This window comes from Nocardiopsis sp. NPDC006832 (genome assembly GCF_040635885.1).
In the GTDB taxonomy this organism is placed as follows: Bacteria; Actinomycetota; Actinomycetes; order Streptosporangiales; family Streptosporangiaceae; genus Nocardiopsis.
Map to the genome: position 1 here is coordinate 21,739 of NZ_JBEYLC010000043.1, position 19,553 is coordinate 41,291.

Sequence of the window (19,553 nt, forward strand, 5' to 3'; positions counted from 1 at the left end):
CCGCGCAGCATGGTTCTGCAATACATGAAAAGCGCGAATCACTGTATCGAGAGTCTATGCCGACCTCATGCGGCTCCCCCGGTGAATCGCTCCCGCAGTTCGTCCATGCGCACCGCCAGGGAGATCCGGAAGTAGTTCTCGTCCTCCCGCCATCCGTCACCGAGGATCCGGTCCAGCCGTTCCAGTCGCTGGAGGATCGTGTTGACGTGGAAGTTGAGGGCGCGCGCGGTCCGGGTCGGACCGGCCCCGTGGTGGACGAAGGCCCTCAGGGTACGGAGCAGTTCCGTTCCCCGTTCGGCGTCGTACCGCTTGACCTCCCCCAGGGACCGGTGGAGGAAGTGCGTCATCCCGGGGGCGTCGGTGTCGAAGATGGCCGCGTAGGGGATGTAGTCGCTCGTTTCGGCGAGGACGTCGGAGACCCTGAGCGCCTCCAACAGGCGCACGGTCTTCTTCACGAGGGGGAACTGGACGCCCTGTTCCCCCTCGGGCGGGATCACGCCGAGCACCCCGCCCTCGATGTGTTGGGCGACCCCGCTTCGGATCTCCTCGGCCCTGCTCTCCAGCCCGGGCCTGCCCAGGACGACGACGAGCCCTTGGTGCTCCCCCGCCAGCGACGGTGTGGGGGCCAGCGACGCCGCGAGCCGCACGGCGCGACCGCGCTGCCCGGTCGGGACGGACAGCGCCAAGAGCGAGGTGAGGTCCACGGTCTCCATGCCCCGTTGCCTGCCCCGGGCGATGGCGTCCTGGCGCCGTTCCTCGTCCGCCGAGAGCAGGTCGGCGATGAGTTCGCTGTGCACGCGGTACTCCGTCTCGGCCACGGCCTCCTGTGAGAGCAGCAGCAACGCGCACACCTGCGCCGCTCGTTCGACGGTGCGGGCGTCCACGTCGGTGAGGGGGAAACCGCCCCGGCCGAGGAGGACCGTGCCCAGGTGCCGCTCCCCGGCCGCGAACACCACCACGCCCTCCACGGGCCCCTCGTCCACGAGCTGGACGAGGCGCCCCGACTCGGTGCTGCGGCGCAGCGCCCGGACCATCTCCTCGTCCTGGGGTATGTCGACCTCGGTCAACCCCTCCCCCGCCTCGGCCAGGGGATTGCCCGCCTGGTCGTACAGCGCCACGGGCCTGGCGAGCTCCTCGGACAGGGTGGTCGCCACCGTGCCGAAGTCACCGCCGGTCAGGACGGCCTCCACCAGCTTCCGGTGCACGCTGTGGGCCCTGTCCCGCTGGATCATGTGTTCGGTCAGTCGCGAGAGCGCCCGACGGGACTCGTCCTCGGCGCGTTGGAGGCTGCGCAGTGTCCGGGCGGTCTGCAGGACCACCGAACCGTGGTCGGCCAGCGCGGTCAGCAGCGCGGTGTCCTCGGGGGTGAACTCGTGTTCCTCTCGGGTGGCGACGAAGAGCACCCCGAGGGCCTCGTCGTCCGCCAGCATGGGAACGCCGAGCATGGAGACGATGCCCTCCGCCCGCACCGCCGTGTCGATCCCAGCCTCTCTGCGGTCCGCCTCGAAGTCCGCGTACCTGGGCACCGAGCCCCCGGACCCGCGTTCCACCACGAGGCTGGCCAGCCCCTTGCCCGGGGGCACCCGAAGCGCCTGGAAGTCCGACGAGACGGAGCCGATCGTATGGCGAACGAACAGTTCACGGGTCCGCGGGTCGTATTCGGACAGGTAGGTGAGGTCGCTGCCCATCATCTGGTGGGCGCGGTCGACGATCTTCTCCAGCAGCACGTCCCCGTCCCGCTCGGCGGCGAGTTCACGGGCGCTGGAGAACAGCGCACCCAACTCGTGCTCCCGGCGACGCAGGCGCGCCAGTTCACGTCTGTGCCTGGTGATCCTCTCGGAGAGGTCCCGCCCGGTGGGCTCGTCCAACCCGAGGTGGGACAGGGCCCGCAACGCCTCGTCCGCGTTCCCGTGATGGGTGTCGGTGATGGAGGTGACGAGCATCGACACGGCCTCGTCCCTGGACAAGGGCTGCTCTCCGCGAGACCGATCGGTCTGTGCCGGGTTCTCCACGAACACCTCCGCGGTGCCACATCAGGATGGGATGAAGACTCATAAATCGAGCCGATCAACGTAGGGAAGACACATATCACGGATGTGACAGCCGCCACTAATTTGGTTGGTGGCCCGATGGGGCTCAAGCGCCCTCGCCATCGCTCCGTGCGCCCTGCCCGGTCGCACGACAATCACAAGGGAGAGTGGTATGGCCGTCTCGCACGACATCGACCGCGCCGGTCTCGACTCGCGTCAACAGCGGCGCAGGGCCGTCATCGGCAGCTCCGTGGGTACCGTCATCGAGTGGTACGACTTCACGCTGTACGGCCTGGCCGCGGCGCTGGTCTTCGCCCCGCTCTTCTTCGGTGGGAGCGATCTGGCCGGTACCCTCGGTGCCTTCGCCACCTTCGCCGTGGGCTTCATGGCCCGTCCCCTGGGTGGTCTGCTGCTCTCCCACTACGGCGACAAGCTCGGACGCAAGGGAACGCTGCTGGTCACCCTGGTGATCATGGGCAGCGCCACGACGCTCATCGGTGTCCTGCCCACCTACGAGTCGATCGGCCTGTGGGCTCCGATCCTGCTGATCGTCCTCAGGATCTTCCAGGGAGCCGGGGCGGGCGCGGAGTTCGCCGGGGCCATGACCATGGCCAGCGAGTCCTCGGCGACGGGAAGACGTGCCTTCACCGCCGGTTTCCCGGGTGCCTCCGTCTACGTGGGGATGGCCCTGGCCACCAGCACCTTCGCCGTCCTGACCTGGCTGATGTCCGATGAGGTGTTCCTGGCCTGGGGCTGGCGCCTGCCGTTCCTGGCCAGCGTGGTGATCATCGCCATCGCGCTGTACTTCCGGTTCCGGGTGACGGAGACCGCGGCCTTCAAGGCCACCGAGGAGAACGACGACGTCAGCACCGCGCCCATCGTGGAGGCGGTGCGCGGACACTGGCGCTTCCTCCTGGCGGGCATGGCCCTCTTCGTCTTCACGCTCCCCTGGGTCTACATCGTGCAGACCTTCGCCGTCTCGTACACCACCGGGACCTTGAACGTGGACTCCACGCACACGCTGATCGGCCTGCTCGTGGCCATGCTGCTCACCATCCCGGCGACCCTGGCCGCGGGAGCCCTGGCGGACCGGATCGGTCGCAAGCCCCTCCTCATGGGGGCGGCCATCTTCGGTGTCGTCTTCGCCTTCCCCATGTTCATGCTTTACCAGACGGAGAACTCCCTCCTCGTGGCCCTGGGGCTCATCCTCGGTCTCGCGGTCATCCAGGGAGCCACCATCGGTGTCTCCGCGGCGATGATCGCCGAGATCTTCCCCACCCGTATGCGCTGGAGCGGGATCGCGCTCTCCCGAGAGCTCCCCGCGGCCGTCGCGGCGGGCACCGCACCCATGGTGGCCACCTGGCTGGTGGCGGTGGGTGGAGGAACCCCGTGGCTGGTGGCGGGCTACCTGGTCGTGCTGAGCCTCATCGGTGTGGTCGGCATCTGGTACCTGCCCGAGACGCTGGTCAAGGCGCCCACGGTCGAGGAGAACCCGCAGGAGGAGATCTCCCAGGGCGAGGTCGAGGAGACCCGGCTCGGCGGACAGCGCGTCCACGACCGCGGGTGACCCGTGTGGCCGCTCATCGGGGGATCCCCAGGCCGTGGTCGGCGAGCAGCAGGTTCGCCGACCCGGCGGCCCGCTCAAGGTGTTCTTCGATGCGTGCACGGGGGCCGGCAACGGACAGGGCGGCCACCACGTTGCCGGCCACCACGACCCCGACGGCCACGGCCGCCACGTCGGTGACGGACTCTCCGATGTTGGTCGCGTATCCGCGCCGTGTGGTCAGCGCGATCTCGACCTCGACCACTTCACCCGGGACATCCGTGTGGCCCGGCGCCTCGGTGACCTCGGCCCCCGGAGCGTCATAGGCGAGGAAGATCTTTCCGGAGCTGGAGGGCCACAGGCTCCTGCGTGTGCGCAGCACGGGGGAATAGGCGATGGGATGTCGGGAGGGCACGGTGTGCACGTAGGAGAGTTCCGATCCCACCGGAACGGCCAGTGTCACGGTCTCCCCGGTGCCGCGGGCCAGTTCGCGCATGACCGGTTCGACGAGTTCGACGACGGAGGTCGAGCGCGAGGCGAGCAGCGCGTGCGCGCCGAGCCCCAGGACGTACCTACCGCCCTCGGGAACCTCCACCAGGTAGCCCTCGTCGACGAGCCCTCGGACGAAGTCGTAGATGGAGGAGCGGGGTGAGCGCGACTCCTCCACCAACTCTTGGAGGCTCGCCCCGCGCTCGCTCCGAACGACGTGTTCGAGGATCCCCACCACCCGGCTGACGGTGCGATGCCTGCCTACCACCGCCGCGTCACCTCCTCACGGTCGGCGTCGATCGACGTGGCCGGCCGCACGGGCCGCAGGGGAGAGTCGGAGAAGGAGATGTTCGGCGTCGTCCGGAGATAGGAGTGCCCCAGGGGATGCCGAGTCCGCTGAACGGTCCCCCGCTCCCTCAGGTAGTCGTCCTCCACCAGGGATTCGAGGGTCCTGACCGGTTGCACGGGGACCCCCGCCGCCCCGCATTCGTCGAGGATCTCCCGTGTGGTCCGCTCGGCCGCGTAGTCGGCGATGATGGCCTGCACGTCCTCCATGCCCTCGTTCCGTTCCTGGTTGGTGGCGAACGGAACGTTCTCGGCGTCGCCCTCCACCCCGGCGATCCGGAGGAAGTCACTCCAATTGCGGTCCGAGTACGGAAGGACGCAGATCCAACCGTCCACGCATCGATGTGGTCTGCGGCCGGGCGCCAACGTCCTGTGCCAGCCCGCGGGGCCCCGAGGCGGGATGAAGGAGAAGTCGTTGAGCTGCTCGGCGAGGTTGAAGTCGACCATCACGTCCACCATGGGGACGTCCACCCATTGGCCCCGCCCGTGCGTGTCCCGATGGTGCAGCGCCGCCAGGACGGAGTAGACGATGGTCAGGGCACAGACCTTGTCCGCCATCACGTAGGGGGCGTAGCGCGGCCGGCCCTCGGACTTGGCGTAGATGTCGCACACCCCGGAAGCCGCCTGGACGGTGTCGTCGTAGGCGGGTGTATCGGCCATGGCCGAGTCACCGGCATAGCCCTGCGCGGTGCACAGGATCGCCCGCGGGTTGAGCGCTCGCACGGACTCCCAGTCCAGGCCGAATCTTCGGCGTCGAGCCGGCAGGTGGTTGGTCACGATGATGTCCGCCGACCCCAGGATCCCGCGAAGTTCCGCCAGGCCCTCCTCGGTGCCCGTGTCGATCGCGATGTTGTACTTGCCATCGCCCAGGGAGTGGGCCGCACCGCTCATCCCGGGTGCGACGCGTGCGCCGATGTGCCGCACCACGTCTCCGCGGGGAGGTTCCACCTTGACGACGGTCGCGCCCAGTTTGGCCAGCAGCCTGCCGGCCATCGGCGCCATCACCACGCTGGAGATCTCCGCGACCCGCACACCGGCCAGCGGTCCGGCCCCCGTCCCTGGATCCAGATCCACGTCGTCTCCCCCACCTTCGGCGCATCATCCGTATATCCGTTGCGTTAGCCGTATATGCAACTATCGATCCGGTGGGAGTCGCTGTCAAGGAGTCGTCGCAGGGCACTCGAACGTCGGGATCGGAGAACGCGCGGGTACCCGGCCCGGTCGCGGACGGCCGGCCGATCACCTTCGAGCCGCAGGCCCCGGAGCACGTCCGGGCCCTCGGCTTCGGCCCCGACCACCGCGCACGCGTCGGCGAAGGAATCGCGGCCCGTGACCGGTACACGGTCGGCGCGCCTGCGATCAGCGGACCACCGAACTGAGCAGCAGACTCGTCTCGCTGTTGACCACACCGTCGATCCCGCGCATCCGGCGCAGCAACTCGTCGAAGCCCTGGAGGTTCTCGCAGGAGATCTCCGCGACCAGGTCCCACCCGCCGTTGGTGGTGTGCAACGCCATGATCTCGGGGAATCCTCGCAACTCGGCGATCACGTGGTCGGTGGTCCGCCCCACCACTTCGATGAACGAGATCGCCCGCACCTCCCCCGTCTCGTGGTGGTCGCGCACCCGCACGCCGAACCCCACGATCACGCCCTGGGCCTTGAGCCTCTCGATCCTGTTGGTCACCGTGGCCCGCGAGACGCCCAGTTGCTCGGCGAGCGCGGCCACGGGCGCGCGCCCGTCCTTGCGCAGCGCGGAGATGAGACGACGATCGAGATCCGTGAGGCGAGCCATGAGCATAATGCTAGGTCTTACTTGTCGATCTGACACACCCGCCCGCTGAATTTGCGCATTTCTTCTCTTATATTCGCACATCGAGATCACTACTCTGAATCACATCCACAATCACCTCTCCACCCCCTCAACCTGCGCGAGGAGCCATGAATGACGCAGTTCGTCGACGTCGAGAACATGTCCAAATGGATCCAGCATGAAGGCGTCGAACGCATCATGTCCGGAATGATCGGTTATCTGGAGGAGGATTTCCAACGTTGGGAGCGATTCGACAAAGTCCCCCGAATCGCCAACCACACTCCCTTCGGCGTCATCGAACTGATGCCGGCCTCCGACCACGAGACCTACGCGTTCAAATACGTCAACGGCCACCCCTTCAACCCCGCCCGCGGATTCCAGACGGTCACCGCCTTCGGGGTCCTGGCCGACGTGGACAACGGCTATCCGACCTTCCTCGCCGAGATGACCCTGTTGACCGCGCTGCGTACCGCCGCGACCTCGGCCATGACCGCCAAGGCCCTGGCCCGCACGGACGCGCGGCGCATGGCCATGATCGGCGCCGGCTCCCAGGCGGAGTTCCAGGCACTGGCCTTCCGGGCCGCTCTGGGCATCGAGGACCTGCGCGTCTTCGACGTGGACCCCGCCGCCGTCGGGAAGCTGCGCCGCAACCTGGAGCCCCTGGGCTTCCGGGTGACCGAGACCTCCTCCACCGACGAGGCCGTGGCCGGAGCGGACATCATCACCACCTGCACGGCCGACAAGGCCCGGAACACGGTTCTGGGCTCCGAGCAGGTCCGACCCGGTGCGCACGTCAACGCGGTGGGCGGCGACTGCCCGGGCAAGACCGAACTGGACGCCGAGATCCTCCGTCGGGCACGGGTGTTCGTGGAGTACACCGAGCAGACCCGCGTCGAGGGGGAGATCCAGCAGATGGAGCCGGACTTCCCCGTCGTCGAGTTCTGGCGGGTGCTCACCGGCGCGGAGGGCGGACGCCGCGACGAGGAGGAGATCACCGTCTTCGACTCGGTCGGCTTCGCCATCGCCGACTTCTCCGCGCTGCGATTCCTGCGGGACTCCACCACCGGGACGGAACTGCAGACGTTCATCGACCTGGTGGCCGACCCGGAGGACCCCAAGGACCTCTTCTCCCTGGTGCACTCGCGCAAGCCCGTCGGGTGAGGCCCCGCCGTCGACGTCTTCGTCCCGTGGGGCGCCCACGAGTCGGCCCGCGTGGTCGGTTGCCGAGCGACCGCCCACGCGGACCGCACTGTTCTCGGGGGACGCCCCCGCCATCGGTCTCTTCTCGTCCCGGTACGTGTACGCGGTCGGCGCCCTCCCGGATCGGTGATCAGACGGGGTCGGCCTCGATCACGCGGAAATCGGTTCCGGCGACCCGGTCGGAGACCGTACGCAACCGGAGACCGGAGGCCTCCAGGAGCACGGTGAAGTCCGCGAGGGTACGTTCGACGCCTCCGGCGGTCAGAACCAGCATGTTCAGGTCGCTCAGCGCGCTCTCCAAGGCCATCTCCGCGCCGGGGTCCGCGCGTTCGGACAGGACCGGTTCGACCAGGAGCAGGCGACTTCCCTGGCCCATCGCGGAGCGGCAGTTGCGGAGGATCCGTACACAGGACTCCTCGCTCCAGTTGTGCACCACGCTCTTGAGCAGGTAGGCGTCCGCTCCCGGCGGCACTCCCTCGAAGAAGTCTCCCTCGACCACCTCGCAGCGACCGCTCAGTCCGCGTTCCTCGATGAGGGCGCGGGCCTGCTCGGCGACCTGAGGCGTTTCGAGTACCACCCCTCGCGCCCGGGGGTTCTCCGACAGGATGCGGCTGAGCAGGGTCCCGTCGCCGCCGCCGACGTCGACGATGGTCCGGTAGTCGCCGAAGCCGTGGGCGGCGGCGATGCGCGGGGCCTCGAACCGGGCGTTCTCGGCCATGGCACCGCCGAAGAGCGCGGCGTAGTCGGGGTGGGCGCCCACGTAGTCGTAGAAGGACGACCCGTGCACCTCGTCGAAGGCCGCCCGGCCGGTCTCGATGCTGTGGGTCAGGTGCAGCCATGAGTCCCAGAACTCTCCACCGGTGAAGAGTCTGGAGATCATACGCAGCGAGTGGTCCCGATCCTCGGTCAGGAAGCGCCCCAGGGGCGCCAGCCCGAAGCGTCCCGGCTCGGGCTCGGAGAGGAGTTCCAGGGTGACCAGCGCCCGCACGAGTCTGCGGAGCGAGGGGGTGTGCGTGCCGGTGGCCCCCGCCAGGTCGTCGATGTCGCGATGCTTGTCGCGAAGGAGGTCGGGCAGGCGCAGTTCGACCGCCGTCCTGATGATCTGCGAGCCCATGTACCCATAGGCCATCCGGACGACGGCGGCCCTTGAGGACGCCTCGGTCTCAGCGTGGTCGGCGGTGCGATTCATGGGTTCTCCCGGAGTAGGAGGTCGACGACCTCGGCGAAGGAGTCCGCGATGTCCCCGGCGCCGGAGGCCAGGAGTTCGGCTTCCTCGCCAACCCCGTAGGTCACCCCGATGGTGGCCATGCCCGCCGCCCGGCCCATGCGAATGTCACCGACGGTGTCTCCGACTACGGTGCACCGTTCCGGGTCGGTGTCGAGCAGCCCGGCGGCGTGCAGGGCCATCTCCGGGTCGGGTTTTCCCGTGGCCACCATGTCGTCGCCCACCAGGGCCTCGATCAGGTCGGCGATGTCCGTGGCGCGGACGGTCTTGCGTGCCCCGTCCAGGGTCTTGGACGTGGCCACCGCGGTCCGCGTGCCCCGCCCACGCAGCCGGTCCAGTCCTTCGCGGACGCCGGGGTAGAGGAGATCCCCTCGCCTTTCCCGCACGTAGGCGCCGAACCGCTCGCGGTACAGGGTCTTGGCCTTGACGATGTCGGGGTGCTCGGGTTCGAGGCCCATCAGTCGGGCCAGGTTCTGCTCCAAAGGCTTGCCGACGGTCGCGCGGATCTCGGCGTCGGGGAGTTCGTGCCCCATCTCCCGCAGGAGGTCGCCCGTGATCCGGGTGATGGCCGCGGGGCTGTCGACCAGTGTTCCGTCCAGGTCGAAGATGACCGCTCGTGCGCTCACGCTCCCGCCTCCTGCGCGCTCATGGCGACGGCCAGCTGCCCGGAGAGTCGGGCGTTGCTGACCAGGACGGCCTTGGTGGCCCTTCCACTGCGTCCGCCGGTCGCCTTCACCACGGCCTTCATGAGGAAGGGGCTGAGGGCGTTGCCGGTCACACCCGTCCGCTCCGCCTCGGCCAGCGCCTCGGTGACGGCGGTGTCGATCTCCTGGGGGTCGAGGGCTTCCTCCTCGGGGATCGGCGCGGTGAGCAGCACCGTTCCGTCCCCGTTGAGGTCCCAGTGCAGGCGGGCCGCGCGGGCGACCGTTTCCATGTCGTCCACCCTGGTGACGGGGATCCCCGATGAGCGGGCGTAGAAGGCGGGGAACTCGTCGTACCGGTATCCCAGGAGCGGGACCCCCGCGGTCTCCAGGTACTCGACCGTCAGCGGCAGGTCGAGGATGCTCTTGGCACCCGCGCAGACGACCACCACCCTGGTCCGGGTGAACTGGAGCAGGTCCGCGGAGATGTCGAATGTGCGCTGGGCGTCGCGGTGGACGCCTCCGATCCCCGCGGTCGAGAAGACCGGGATACCGGCGAGCCGGGCGATCACGATGGTCGAGGCCACGGTCGTGGCCCCGTGGGCGCCGCGGGCGAGCGCGAGGCCGAGGTCACGGCTGCTGACCTTGGCGATGTGGTCCGAGCGTCCGAAGAGGTCGATCTGCTTGTCGTCCATTCCGACGACGAACTCCCCGTCGATGATCCCGATGGTGGCGGGTACGGCACCGGCCTCCCGTACGGCCGACTCGATGGCCTGGGCGATCTCGACGTTGAGCGGGTAGTCGGGGCCGTGAGCGATGAGCGAGGACTCCAGGGCCACGACAGGACGCCCGTCGGCCTGCGCGGCACGGACCTCCTCGTTGACGTGAAGTGGAGGGGTCATGTCTTTGCTCCTTGCTTCTCACCTGTGGTGGGGGCACTGGGTTTCAGCGTGCCGCCCGGTCGCGGGCGGCACATCACGTGTTCGCGTGAGCCGCCCGCCCCCGTGGTGGGACCGGGCGCGCGGTCACGAATGCGCGGACGCGGAGTCGCCGATCTCCTCCGCCGTGGGCGGGGCCCCGGGCTCCGGTTGGGCTGCGCGGGGCAGCAGGGGGACCAGGATCAGGGCGATCAGGAAGGCCCCGGCGTTGTACCAGAGCGTCGTGGCGGCGGCGTCGGAGAACGCCTCGCCGCGGTTCGGTCCCGCGGGGTCTCCGGTGGCGAGCCAGAAGAAGAGCACGCCGACCACGGCCACACCCATGGCCGTGCCGAGCTGCATGACGGCGTTGGCGACGCCGGACCCGGCACCGGCGTTCTCCTCCCCCACGTCGGCCAGTACGACACTGGCCAGGATGGGAACGCACATGCCCATTCCCAGGCCGGTGACGAGTACCGGTAGCGCGACCTGCCACCAGGTCGCGGCCGGGCCGATGACGGACAGGACACCGATCAGGGCGAGCACGCCGAGCAACATGACCACCAGGCCCATACCGATCACGCGGCGCCCGTGGGTGGTGGCGTAGGCCTGAGCGACCCCGGACATCAGGGTGATGCCGACGGGCCAGCTGACCACGGCGACGGCGGTGAGCATCGGTGTCCAGCCCTGGCCGAGTTGGAGGTTGTAGGTCAGGACGAGGAAGAGTGAGGCCAGGCCGGAGAAGAGAACGAACATCACGACGGCCCCGGCCGTGAAGGAACGGTGGGTGAAAAGGGACGGCGGCACCAGCGCCGAACCCGTGGTGCGGTCCCTGTTCCTCTGGTGCAGGACGAACAGGATCATGAGTGGGACGGAGGCGACGAGCAGGCCCAGCGACAGCGCGTCCCAGCCGCGTTCACGCCCCTGGATGAGCGGGAACATGAGGGCGAACATCGCCAGGCTGACGAGGACGATGCCGATCGGGTCGAGACGGAGCGGGTCGGTGGCCCTGTTCTCGGGCATGAGCCACAGGGCCAGGGCGATGGCGAGCGCGCCCAGCGGGACGTTGACGTAGAAGATGGCGCGCCAGCCCAGGCCGAAGATGTCGGCCTCGGCGAGGACCGCGCCCAGGAGCGGGCCGCTGACGTTGGCCAGGCTGAGTGTGATGCCGTAGAAGACGAAGGCCTTCGCCCGGTCCTTGTGGTCGAACAGCACGATGATGATCGACATCACCTGGGGAACCATCAGGGCCGCGGTGAGGCCCTGGGCGAGCCGGCCGGCGATGAGCACCTCGGCCGTGGGCGCGGCGCCGCACACCACCGAGGCCACCGTGAAGCCGGCCATCCCGATGAGGAACATCCGCTTGCGGCCGAGGATGTCGCCGAGGCGCCCGCCGGTGATCAGGGCCAGCGCGAAGGTCAGGGAGTAGCCCGCCAGGATCCACTGGGCCGCCGAGTACTCGGCGCCGAGGCTGCTCTGGAGACGGGGCAGGACGATGTTGACGATGGTCGCGTCGGCGAGGTCCATGAACAGGGCGAGGAGGACCACCCCCAGGACCACCCACCTCTTGCCGCTTCGGGCCATGGGTGGGGTGTGCACTTCCGTCATGGTGGACTCCGCTGCAGGAAGGTAGGATCAGAAATAAGGCAACTTAGAGAATGACTAATTTAGTGTCTCTCTATCTTGGAGAGACTATGGGAAGGGTGAGCGCAGTGTCAACGCCCCAGGACGACACCAAGGCCCTCTATGAGGAACTCCGTGTGGGAGCCTCCCTGTCCGTGCGGTTCCACTCGGCCCTCGCGGCGTACGCGGGCATCAACATCACCGACATCACCTGCCTGGGCGCCCTCGACAAGAACGGTCCGATGAGCCCCGGCGAGCTGGCCGGGCACGTGGGGCTGTCGCGCGGCGGAGCCATCACCGCCGTCGTCGACCGCTTGGAGAGGGCGGGGTTCGTCCGGCGCGGCCGCGACGCGACGGATCGCAGGAAGGTCGTTGTCGAACTCGTCCGCGACGGCGCGTACGCCGGGCTGACCGCGACCTTCGACGCCCTCGGGCACTCCTACACCGAGACCATCGAGCAATACTCCAAGGAGGAGCGCGACCTGCTCCTGGAGTTCAACCGGCGGATCAACGCCCGGCTCCAGGAACGGATCGGCGAGCTCCAGGAGCGCGCATGACCACCACGTTCCCCTCGGTGCCGTACCCCAGGACGTCCTGGGCGTACTGCTCGTCGTCGAAGGTCACCATGACCCAGTCGGCACCGGGTTCGGAGGAGACGGGGAACGCCTGGGGATGTGGTCCCCCCGAGACGTAGGGCGCGTCGATCTCCCCCAGCCTCCGCAGGTCCATGTCATAGACCTTGTACACGCGTTGGGCGTCGTCGGTGGCCAACGCCCACCACCCGCCGCCCACGCGCCGCAGCACGCAACCCTCCGTGCGCCGGGAGGCCGTGTCCACGGCGGCGATCGTCATGGGCGCGGACAGATCCGCCCCGGGTTCGGACACGGCGAGGACGGGACGGAACTCCAGTTCGGGCGCCAACCGGACGACGTCGGCGTAGAGCACGTGCCAGCGCCCGTCGATCCTGGCCAGCGACGGCTCCCAAGCGCTCAGGGTGGACGGCGCGGCCAACCGTGTGTTCGGGATGACGTGCACCCCCGTGAGCAGATCCGCGTCGGTACGCGCGCACCGTACGTGCACCCCCGGGGTGGGGAGGTCTCCCCCGCACACCACCAGGGAGAAGTGGCCAGAGGCCTCGTCGTAGACCACGTGCCCTGCGTTGTCCCCGGTCACGATGCCGTCATGGGCGAAGAACAACTTGGCGGTCTGCCGCATCCGGTCCGGCGCGTCGGGGTCGAACTCCCACACCGCCCAGTGCGCCTCCTGCGCGAAGCCCATCCCGGCGCACCCGGCGGTGAGGAAGAACCGGCCGTCGCGTATGTAGGGGCGCCCGTCGGCGTGGGTGATCAGCTGTGGATCGCGCAGGCCCACCTGACCGAAGTAGCCCGCGCGCACCCGTCGCAGCCCGGCGCCCGACACTCCGAAGGCGTACTCCCACCGCCCCAGGAGCCCCGGGTCCCGTAGGTCCACCAGGGTGCGCACGTCGGCGCCCCCGCCCAGCAGCGGGTCGCCCCACTCCGCTCCCTCGTCACGGACCAGCGCGGTCACGACGTTGCCGGTGACGGTGACGGCCAGCTGGTGAGGCAGGACCGGACGGACCGGCGCGTCCGCCGCGACGGTCGTTGTGCCATCCACGGTCACCTCCAGCCGGACCTGTCCGACCCCGGCGTCGTAGACGACCACGACCCCGTCCTCCGAGCCCTCCTCACCGCTGCGAAGCCCCGCCGTCACCGTGCCCCCCGCCGCCGCGGCTCCCCCGATCGGGTCGGCGCCGACGTCCACGAGAACGGTCGCGAAGGGGGCGACCGGCGCGTGCCCGGTGAGCACCGTTCGCCCGGCACCGCCGTTCAAGACCTCGGGATCGTCGGTGTCGAACACGACGAACCCCGGCGCGATGAGGTCGAAGGGGCGGAAGCGGTGGCTGATCTCGAAGCGCAGGTCGCTCAGGGGCGTCCGGATGGAACTCATACTCGTCCTCTCCATGGCGGTCCGGACACGTCCGCGCCCGGGCTCCGAGCCTCACACCCCACTGATCCGACGAACATCCCGAAACCTCGCCAGAGCCTCCCGGTCCGATGCGCCGCGTACCCGTCCCGCCGCCGGGGACCACGCGAAATGACGTGAACACGTGAGGTGCGCGGGCGGGATGCTCTGCGACGGTGATCGCGCCCGACCGACGAGGAGAAGTGAGGAATCATGCGCCTGCGACCCTTGGGCAACACCGGAATCAGGGTGAGTCCGTTCTGCCTGGGCACGATGATGCTCGGGCCTTGGGGAGGAACCGACGACGAGGACGCCGCGCCCATCATCCACCGGGCCCTGGACGCCGGCATCAACTTCGTGGACACGGCCGACGTGTACGGCAACGGAGCGACCGAGGAGATCGTCGGTCGCGCGTTGAAGGGACGCCGCGACGACGTGGTACTGGTCGGCAAGGGCCACTACCCCATGTCCGAGGACGCGAACTCGTGGGGGAACTCGCGACGGTGGATCACCCGCGCCGTGGAGGACAGTCTGCGCCGCCTGGGTACCGACCACCTGGACCTGTACCTGCTGCACCGGCCCGACCCCCACACCGATATCGACGAGACCCTCGGGGTCCTCAGCGACCTGGTGCGCGCGGGCAAGATCCGGAGCACGGGCACCTCGACCTTCCCCTCGGAACAGATCGTGGAGGCCCATTGGGCCTCCGAGCGACGGGGCCACGTCCGGCTCCGCACCGAGCAGTCGCCCTACTCGATCCTGAACCGCTCCGCCGAGGCCTCGCTCTTCCCGACCTGCGAGAAGTACGGCATGGGGGTGATGGTGTGGAGCCCACTCAGCGAGGGGTGGCTGACCGGACGCTTCCAAGGCGAGATCGATCTCGGTCGGGGTCGTCAGGCGGCGCACAGGCTCAACTTCGATCCGGCCCTGCCCGGAAACGTCCGCAAGCGCGAGGCCGTCGCCGAACTGCTGGAGCTGGCGGAGGAGAGCGGTCTGTCCCTGGTCCACATGGCGATCGCCTTCGCCGGGACCCACCCGGGGGTCACCTCCGTGATCTTGGGCCCGCGCACTCCGGAGCAACTGGAGGACCTGCTGGCGGCGGCCGAGACCACGCTGGACGACGACGTCCTGGATCGGATCGACGCGATCGTCCCGCCGGGCACGGTACTCAACCCGGCCGACTCCCACCAGCGACTGCCGTCCCTGCGCGATCCCCGATTGCGCCGCCGGGCACACCACCTCGAACCCCTGGTCGAGACTCCGGGTCCGGCCACCTCATGACGGGTTCGCGGGATCCGGTGGCTTCCCGGGCCCCCGCCCCCTCCGCGCTGCGGTCGGGCTTCGCGGGCGAGGTGCACGAGGTCGCACCGGGCGAGGCGCCCTTCTGGCTGCCCTGGCGGCGCAACGTCGTCCCGAAACCCGGTGTGGTCGCCGACCCCGTCTCAACGGGGGACGTGGTCCGCGCGGTGGCCCACGCGCGCGATCGGGGACTCGACCTGGCCGCCCAGTGCGGCGGTCACGGAGCGGTCCGTGCACTGCCCCATAAGGGTCTACTGCTGCGTACCGGTGCTCTGGCCGAGGTGGAGATCGACCCGCGCCGTCGGACCGCGCGTGCGGGCGGCGGCACCCGGTGGGGCGAGGTGGTCACGGCCGCGGCCGAGTACGGCCTGGCACCGGTGTCGGGAACGTCGCCGGACGTCGGGGTCGCGGGCTACACCCTCGGTGGCGGACTCGGCTGGCTGACCCGGCGTCACGGGTTCGCGGCCGACAACCTGCTGTCGGCCGAGGTGGTCACCGCCGACGCCCGGGCCCTGCGGGTCTCGGCGGACACCCACGAGGACCTCTTCTGGGCCTTACGGGGTGGCGGCGGAAATTTCGGTGTGGTGACCGAACTGGAGATGCGTTTGCATCCGATCGGACGGATCAGCGGCGGCGTGCTGTTCTTCCCCTTCGAACGCGCGCACGCGATCCTGGACGCCTACCGAAGCCTGGCGCACCGGGAACCCGAGGACGTGGTCACGGCCGTGGTCCTGGTTCGGCCGCCCGACTCCGAGGAGGTGCCCGAGCCGTTGCGCGGACGCCCCGTGGTGGCCCTGCGCGTCTGTGTCCTTTCCCAGGCGCGGGACGCCGCCCGCCACGTGGACCGCCTGTTGTCCGCGGCCGGGCCTCCGCTGCTGGGCGGGTTGGGTCCCCTGCGATTCCCCGAGCTGACCGCGCTCTCCGACCCGCAACCGCTTCCCCAGGTGTCCGAAGAGCACACCGACCTGTTCGACGCCCTCCCCGACGCGGTCGTGGACGAGCTCGTGTCCGTGTGCGAACACCCGGACTCGCCCGTCTCCGTCGTGGAGGTGCGCAACTGGACCGGGGCTCCCGGACGTCCGCCGGCGGACGCCGGGCCGGCCGGCCATCGGAACACGCCCTTCTCGGTGATCGCCATCGCCCCCGACCTGAACGAACGGACCTTGGAAGGTGCCCGCTCGGCGATGGCCCGGCTGGCCGCACGCCTGGCTCCACACGCCACCGGTTCGGTGTTCCTGAACTTCCTCAGTGACCCTGGTCGGGTGGCGGCCGCCTACCCGCCCGAGCACCTGGGGCGGCTACGGGAGCTGAAACGGCGCTTCGATCCCGACAACGTGTTCCACCTCAACCACAACATTCGTCCCTGAGCCGGAGGACGAGCGAGGAGGGTGTGCCCACAGGGCGCACCCTCCTCGCTCGTCACATCGATCCTGGGGCCGACACCGCTCAGCGGGGTTCGCCGCGCAGGGGTGGTACGGGCGGCAGCTCCACCGCGTCGCGGATGTCCTCCGGGGTGATCCGGAACTCCTCGGGAAACGACTCCCGGTCGGACTGGCGCGGAGGTTCGGTGGTGCGCCAGGTGTAGTGGCAGATCGAGCACAGAACCACCTCCCACACCCCGGGCACCGGAGACACCGCGACGGTGGCGGCCCCCTCGTCACCACAACGGGGACAGATCATGGTCCTCACCTCTCCTTGGTCCGTTCACGGAGCCACCGCAGCCAACGGTCCGTGTCAGGGTGGTCCCGCACCGGGTGGGCGTGCCGCCCTCGGACGTCGGGGGCGACGGGCGCGGTGGCGTCGATGACGACCTTGCCGCTGACGCCGACCGGCGACGATGACGGGTCCAACGGCAGAATGGACATGTTGGACAGGTGCACCATGTCCTCATCCGGGTTGACCTTGGTGGACAACGCCCACATCACCTGCGGGAGGTCGAAGGGATCGACGTCCTCGTCGACAACGATCACCACCTTGCAGTAGCCGAGACCATGTCTGCTCGTCATCGCTCGCAGCCCCACAGCCCGGGCGAACCCGCCCTGACGGGGCCGCACCGACACGATGGCCACCAGCCCATGGGTGTACATGGCGTTGACCGCGACGACCTCCGGAAAGTCCTCCTTGAGCTGCTGGTATAGGGGAACACAGGTGGCCGGCCCCATCAGATAGTCGATCTCCGTCCAGGCTCGCCCCAGGTGCAGGTGTTCGAACACCGGGTCGTCGCGGTACGAGATGCGGTCGATCCGGATCACGGCCATCGCCCGACCGCCGGAGTAGTGGCCGGTGAACTCGCCGAAGGGTCCCTCGAACTCACGCACACGACCCTCGATCACCCCCTCCAGTAGCACCTCCGTCCCCCATGGCACGTCCAGGCCGGTCAGCGGTCCCTTGGCCAGGGTGAGCGGCGAACCCCGCAGGGCCCCCGCCATCTCGTACTCGGACTGGTCGTAGGCGATCGGAGCCGAAGCCACGATGGACACGACCGGGTCGTTGCCCACCGCGATCGCGACGGGCACGTCCTCTCCCCGTTCCTCGCCGATTCTCAGGTGGTGGGCGATGTCATGGATCGTCCCGGGCTGGAGGCCGAGTTTGTTCGGGCCCTTGACCTGGAGTCGGTAGATGCCGACGTTCTGGCGTCCGGTGTCCTCCCAGTGGTCGGGGTCGCGGCTGATGACGGAGGCCTTGTCCAGGAAGAAGCCGCCGTCCCCCTCGTTGACCCGGAACAGGGGGAGCACGCGGAACAGGTCCACGTCCGGGCCCTCCTGGACGTTCTCCAGGAAGGGAGGGTCCCCACGGTGCACCGGTGCGACGGGGTGGTCGTCCCATCGACGGGTGAACTCCTGGATCTGCTCGCGTACCGGGGTGTCCCGGTCCATGCCCATCGCGATGGCGTGGTTGGGCCACGAACCGTGGGCGTTGAGCACGATCCGGGCGTTGGTGAACCCGTTCACCGACGTGAAGTACAGGGCGGGCGCCTTGTCCCCGAGTCGGGCGGCGGCGTTGGCGGCGGCGGCCAGATCGGGTTCGCAGTCGACGGGTTCGCCGATCCGTACGAGCTGGCCTTCACGGTCCAGCGCGTCGAGGAAGCCCCGGAGGTCTTCGATGGCGGTCATGGTCGTCCTTTCCGCTGTCAGGGGGTGGTGGAAACGGCCCGGTCCCGGGGAGCTCGGTCGAGTCGGGCCCGGCGCATCCCCTCCCATCGGTCGGCGGGGACGGTGATCTGGAACTGGTCGAGTACGCGCGCCACCACGTGGTCCACGATGTCCCCCACCGTGCCGGGGTGGTTGTAGAAGGCCGGTGTGGGAGGCAGGACCACGGCCCCCATCCGGGTGAGTGCGAGCATGTTGTCGAGGTGGATCTCGTTGAGCGGGGTCTCCCGTGCCACGAGCACCAGACGGCGCCGCTCCTTGAGGACCACGTCGGCCGCCCTCGGTATGAGGCCGTCCGCGTACCCGGTGCGGATACCGGCGAGCGTCTTCATGCTGCACGGCACGACGACCATGCCCTCGGTGAGGAAGGAGCCGCTGGAGATCGGTGCCCCCTGGTCCTCGGGCGAGTACACGAGGTCGGCCAACTCCGTCAGGCGGGCCACCCCGTGGCCGCACTCCAATTCGACGGTGGCACGTGCCCAGCGGCTGACCACCAGGTGCGTCTCCACCTCGGGGATCGCCGCCAGCACCTCCAGTAGGCGCACACCGAACGGGGCGCCGGTGGCGCCGGTCATGGCGACGACCAGGCGGCGCCGTGCCCCGCCGGTCACCGTTCGCCCGCCGTCGTCTGGAGGACCGCCGCGTCGAGGTCGGTGAGGACCCGATCGGTGGGGAGCACCGCCGCGCAGCGAAGGGCTCCGTAGTCCAGGGCCATCCGGTGCTCCTTCTCCGAGAAGTCGGCGACCGCGTCGGAGACCAGGAAGGGTTCGACATCGCGGGCGAAGGCGTCGGAGGCGGTCATCAGACAGCCCACATGGGCGTAGACCCCGCAGATGATGAGCTGGTCCCGGCCGGCGGCGCGCAGGCGCGCGTCCAGGTCGGAGCGGACGAAGGCGCTGTAGCGCCACTTGGTGAGCAGGGTGTCGCCGTCCCGGAGCGCGAGTTCGGGGATGAGCGCGCGGGGTGTGCCGGGTCCGGTCCCCTCCGCGCTCATGCCGGGCCCCCAGAAGTCGTGCAGCAGGCCCCTCTCCTCGGAGGTCATGGAGCCGGGCTGCGCGGTGTAGAACACCGGTATCCCCCAGCGGTCCGCCGCCTCTCGGAGCCGGACGCAATTGGCGACGAGTTCCGTGACGGGTGAGCCTCCCGCGCGGAAGAAGTCCACGAAGTAGTTCTGCATGTCGTGGATGAGCAGGGCGGCGCGCCGGGGGTCCGGACTCCAGGACACCGTGTTGGTCGGTGGGTCGTCCGGCATCGGGTAGTGCAGCCCGCGTCGGATGGTCATGGTCCTCCGTAGGTCGTCGGG

At 69.3% G+C, this 19,553-nt stretch carries 19 protein-coding genes; 6 read left to right on the forward strand and 13 right to left on the reverse strand.

Annotated features, from left to right (window positions below):
* Nucleotides 1–65: 65 nt before the first annotated feature.
* Nucleotides 66–1,967, reverse strand: coding sequence for a GAF domain-containing protein (locus ABZ717_RS19630; protein WP_358512512.1), 1,902 nt, complete (start codon nucleotides 1,965–1,967; stop codon nucleotides 66–68).
* Nucleotides 1,968–2,202: 235 nt separating this feature from the next.
* Between ABZ717_RS19630 and ABZ717_RS19635 the strand changes: the two genes are divergently transcribed.
* Nucleotides 2,203–3,597 carry an MFS transporter gene (locus tag ABZ717_RS19635; protein ID WP_358512515.1) on the forward strand — a complete coding sequence of 465 codons (1,395 nt, stop codon included), beginning with the start codon at nucleotides 2,203–2,205 and terminating at the stop codon, nucleotides 3,595–3,597.
* A gap of 13 nt (nucleotides 3,598–3,610) precedes the next feature.
* Here the strand turns inward: ABZ717_RS19635 and ABZ717_RS19640 are convergent, their stop codons facing one another.
* Complete coding sequence (locus ABZ717_RS19640; RefSeq protein ID WP_358512518.1) at nucleotides 3,611–4,330, reverse strand: IclR family transcriptional regulator C-terminal domain-containing protein; 720 nt, start codon at nucleotides 4,328–4,330, stop codon at nucleotides 3,611–3,613.
* A complete protein-coding gene (locus ABZ717_RS19645) occupies nucleotides 4,324–5,481 on the reverse strand; it encodes a CoA transferase (RefSeq protein ID WP_358512521.1) in 1,158 nt (385 codons plus the stop codon). Before ABZ717_RS19645 ends, ABZ717_RS19640 begins: the two co-directional genes overlap by 7 nt.
* A 71-nt stretch (nucleotides 5,482–5,552) precedes the next feature.
* Here ABZ717_RS19645 and ABZ717_RS19650 point away from each other — a divergent pair, with 71 nt between their 5' ends.
* Nucleotides 5,553–5,786 carry a hypothetical protein gene (locus tag ABZ717_RS19650; RefSeq protein WP_358512524.1) on the forward strand — a complete coding sequence of 78 codons (234 nt, stop codon included), beginning with the start codon at nucleotides 5,553–5,555 and terminating at the stop codon, nucleotides 5,784–5,786.
* Here ABZ717_RS19650 and ABZ717_RS19655 read toward each other — a convergent pair.
* Entirely contained in the window at nucleotides 5,767–6,198 is a 432-nt protein-coding gene (locus ABZ717_RS19655; protein WP_358512527.1) for an Lrp/AsnC family transcriptional regulator, read from the reverse strand. The genes ABZ717_RS19650 and ABZ717_RS19655 overlap by 20 nt on opposite strands.
* A 150-nt stretch (nucleotides 6,199–6,348) precedes the next feature.
* On the opposite strand from ABZ717_RS19655, the gene ABZ717_RS19660 reads away from it, so the two are divergent.
* Nucleotides 6,349–7,377, forward strand: coding sequence for an ornithine cyclodeaminase (locus ABZ717_RS19660; RefSeq protein WP_358512530.1), 1,029 nt, complete (start codon nucleotides 6,349–6,351; stop codon nucleotides 7,375–7,377).
* Nucleotides 7,378–7,546: 169 nt separating this feature from the next.
* On the opposite strand, the gene ABZ717_RS19665 is transcribed toward ABZ717_RS19660, so the two are convergent.
* From ABZ717_RS19665 to ABZ717_RS19680, 4 genes are all read right to left on the reverse strand, one after another.
* Complete coding sequence (locus ABZ717_RS19665; protein WP_358512533.1) at nucleotides 7,547–8,605, reverse strand: methyltransferase; 1,059 nt, start codon at nucleotides 8,603–8,605, stop codon at nucleotides 7,547–7,549.
* Entirely contained in the window at nucleotides 8,602–9,267 is a 666-nt protein-coding gene (locus ABZ717_RS19670) for an HAD family hydrolase (RefSeq protein ID WP_358512536.1), read from the reverse strand. The genes ABZ717_RS19665 and ABZ717_RS19670 overlap by 4 nt, the downstream gene beginning before the upstream one ends.
* On the reverse strand, nucleotides 9,264–10,184 hold the full coding sequence (locus ABZ717_RS19675) for a pseudouridine-5'-phosphate glycosidase (RefSeq protein WP_358512539.1): 921 nt from the start codon (nucleotides 10,182–10,184) through the stop codon (nucleotides 9,264–9,266). Before ABZ717_RS19675 ends, ABZ717_RS19670 begins: the two co-directional genes overlap by 4 nt.
* 123 nt (nucleotides 10,185–10,307) lie before the next feature.
* Complete coding sequence (locus tag ABZ717_RS19680; RefSeq protein WP_358512542.1) at nucleotides 10,308–11,804, reverse strand: MFS transporter; 1,497 nt, start codon at nucleotides 11,802–11,804, stop codon at nucleotides 10,308–10,310.
* A gap of 95 nt (nucleotides 11,805–11,899) precedes the next feature.
* On the opposite strand from ABZ717_RS19680, the gene ABZ717_RS19685 reads away from it, so the two are divergent.
* Entirely contained in the window at nucleotides 11,900–12,376 is a 477-nt protein-coding gene (locus ABZ717_RS19685; protein ID WP_358512545.1) for a MarR family transcriptional regulator, read from the forward strand.
* On the opposite strand, the gene ABZ717_RS19690 is transcribed toward ABZ717_RS19685, so the two are convergent.
* Nucleotides 12,327–13,787, reverse strand: coding sequence for a hypothetical protein (locus tag ABZ717_RS19690; RefSeq protein ID WP_358512548.1), 1,461 nt, complete (start codon nucleotides 13,785–13,787; stop codon nucleotides 12,327–12,329). The genes ABZ717_RS19685 and ABZ717_RS19690 overlap by 50 nt on opposite strands.
* Before the next feature lie 228 nt (nucleotides 13,788–14,015).
* Between ABZ717_RS19690 and ABZ717_RS19695 the strand changes: the two genes are divergently transcribed.
* The gene (locus ABZ717_RS19695) at nucleotides 14,016–15,083 is read left to right on the forward strand and encodes an aldo/keto reductase (protein WP_358512551.1); all 1,068 of its coding nucleotides are present in this window, start codon (nucleotides 14,016–14,018) and stop codon (nucleotides 15,081–15,083) included.
* A gap of 17 nt (nucleotides 15,084–15,100) precedes the next feature.
* Nucleotides 15,101–16,468 (forward strand): FAD-binding oxidoreductase, encoded by a 1,368-nt coding sequence (locus tag ABZ717_RS19700; RefSeq protein ID WP_358512554.1) that lies wholly within the window; start codon nucleotides 15,101–15,103, stop codon nucleotides 16,466–16,468.
* A 79-nt stretch (nucleotides 16,469–16,547) separates the two neighbouring features.
* On the opposite strand, the gene ABZ717_RS19705 is transcribed toward ABZ717_RS19700, so the two are convergent.
* From ABZ717_RS19705 to ABZ717_RS19720, 4 genes are read right to left on the reverse strand one after another with little or no spacing between them, the layout of a single operon-like run.
* Nucleotides 16,548–16,781, reverse strand: a complete 234-nt coding sequence (locus ABZ717_RS19705) for a non-oxidative hydroxyarylic acid decarboxylases subunit D (protein WP_358512557.1) — start codon at nucleotides 16,779–16,781, stop codon at nucleotides 16,548–16,550.
* Between the two features lie 5 nt (nucleotides 16,782–16,786).
* Complete coding sequence (locus ABZ717_RS19710) at nucleotides 16,787–18,214, reverse strand: non-oxidative hydroxyarylic acid decarboxylases subunit C (protein WP_358512560.1); 1,428 nt, start codon at nucleotides 18,212–18,214, stop codon at nucleotides 16,787–16,789.
* A 17-nt stretch (nucleotides 18,215–18,231) separates the two neighbouring features.
* Nucleotides 18,232–18,861 carry a UbiX family flavin prenyltransferase gene (locus tag ABZ717_RS19715; protein WP_358512563.1) on the reverse strand — a complete coding sequence of 210 codons (630 nt, stop codon included), beginning with the start codon at nucleotides 18,859–18,861 and terminating at the stop codon, nucleotides 18,232–18,234.
* Nucleotides 18,858–19,532, reverse strand: coding sequence for an isochorismatase family protein (locus ABZ717_RS19720; RefSeq protein WP_358512566.1), 675 nt, complete (start codon nucleotides 19,530–19,532; stop codon nucleotides 18,858–18,860). Before ABZ717_RS19720 ends, ABZ717_RS19715 begins: the two co-directional genes overlap by 4 nt.
* Between the last annotated feature and the right edge of the window lie 21 nt (nucleotides 19,533–19,553).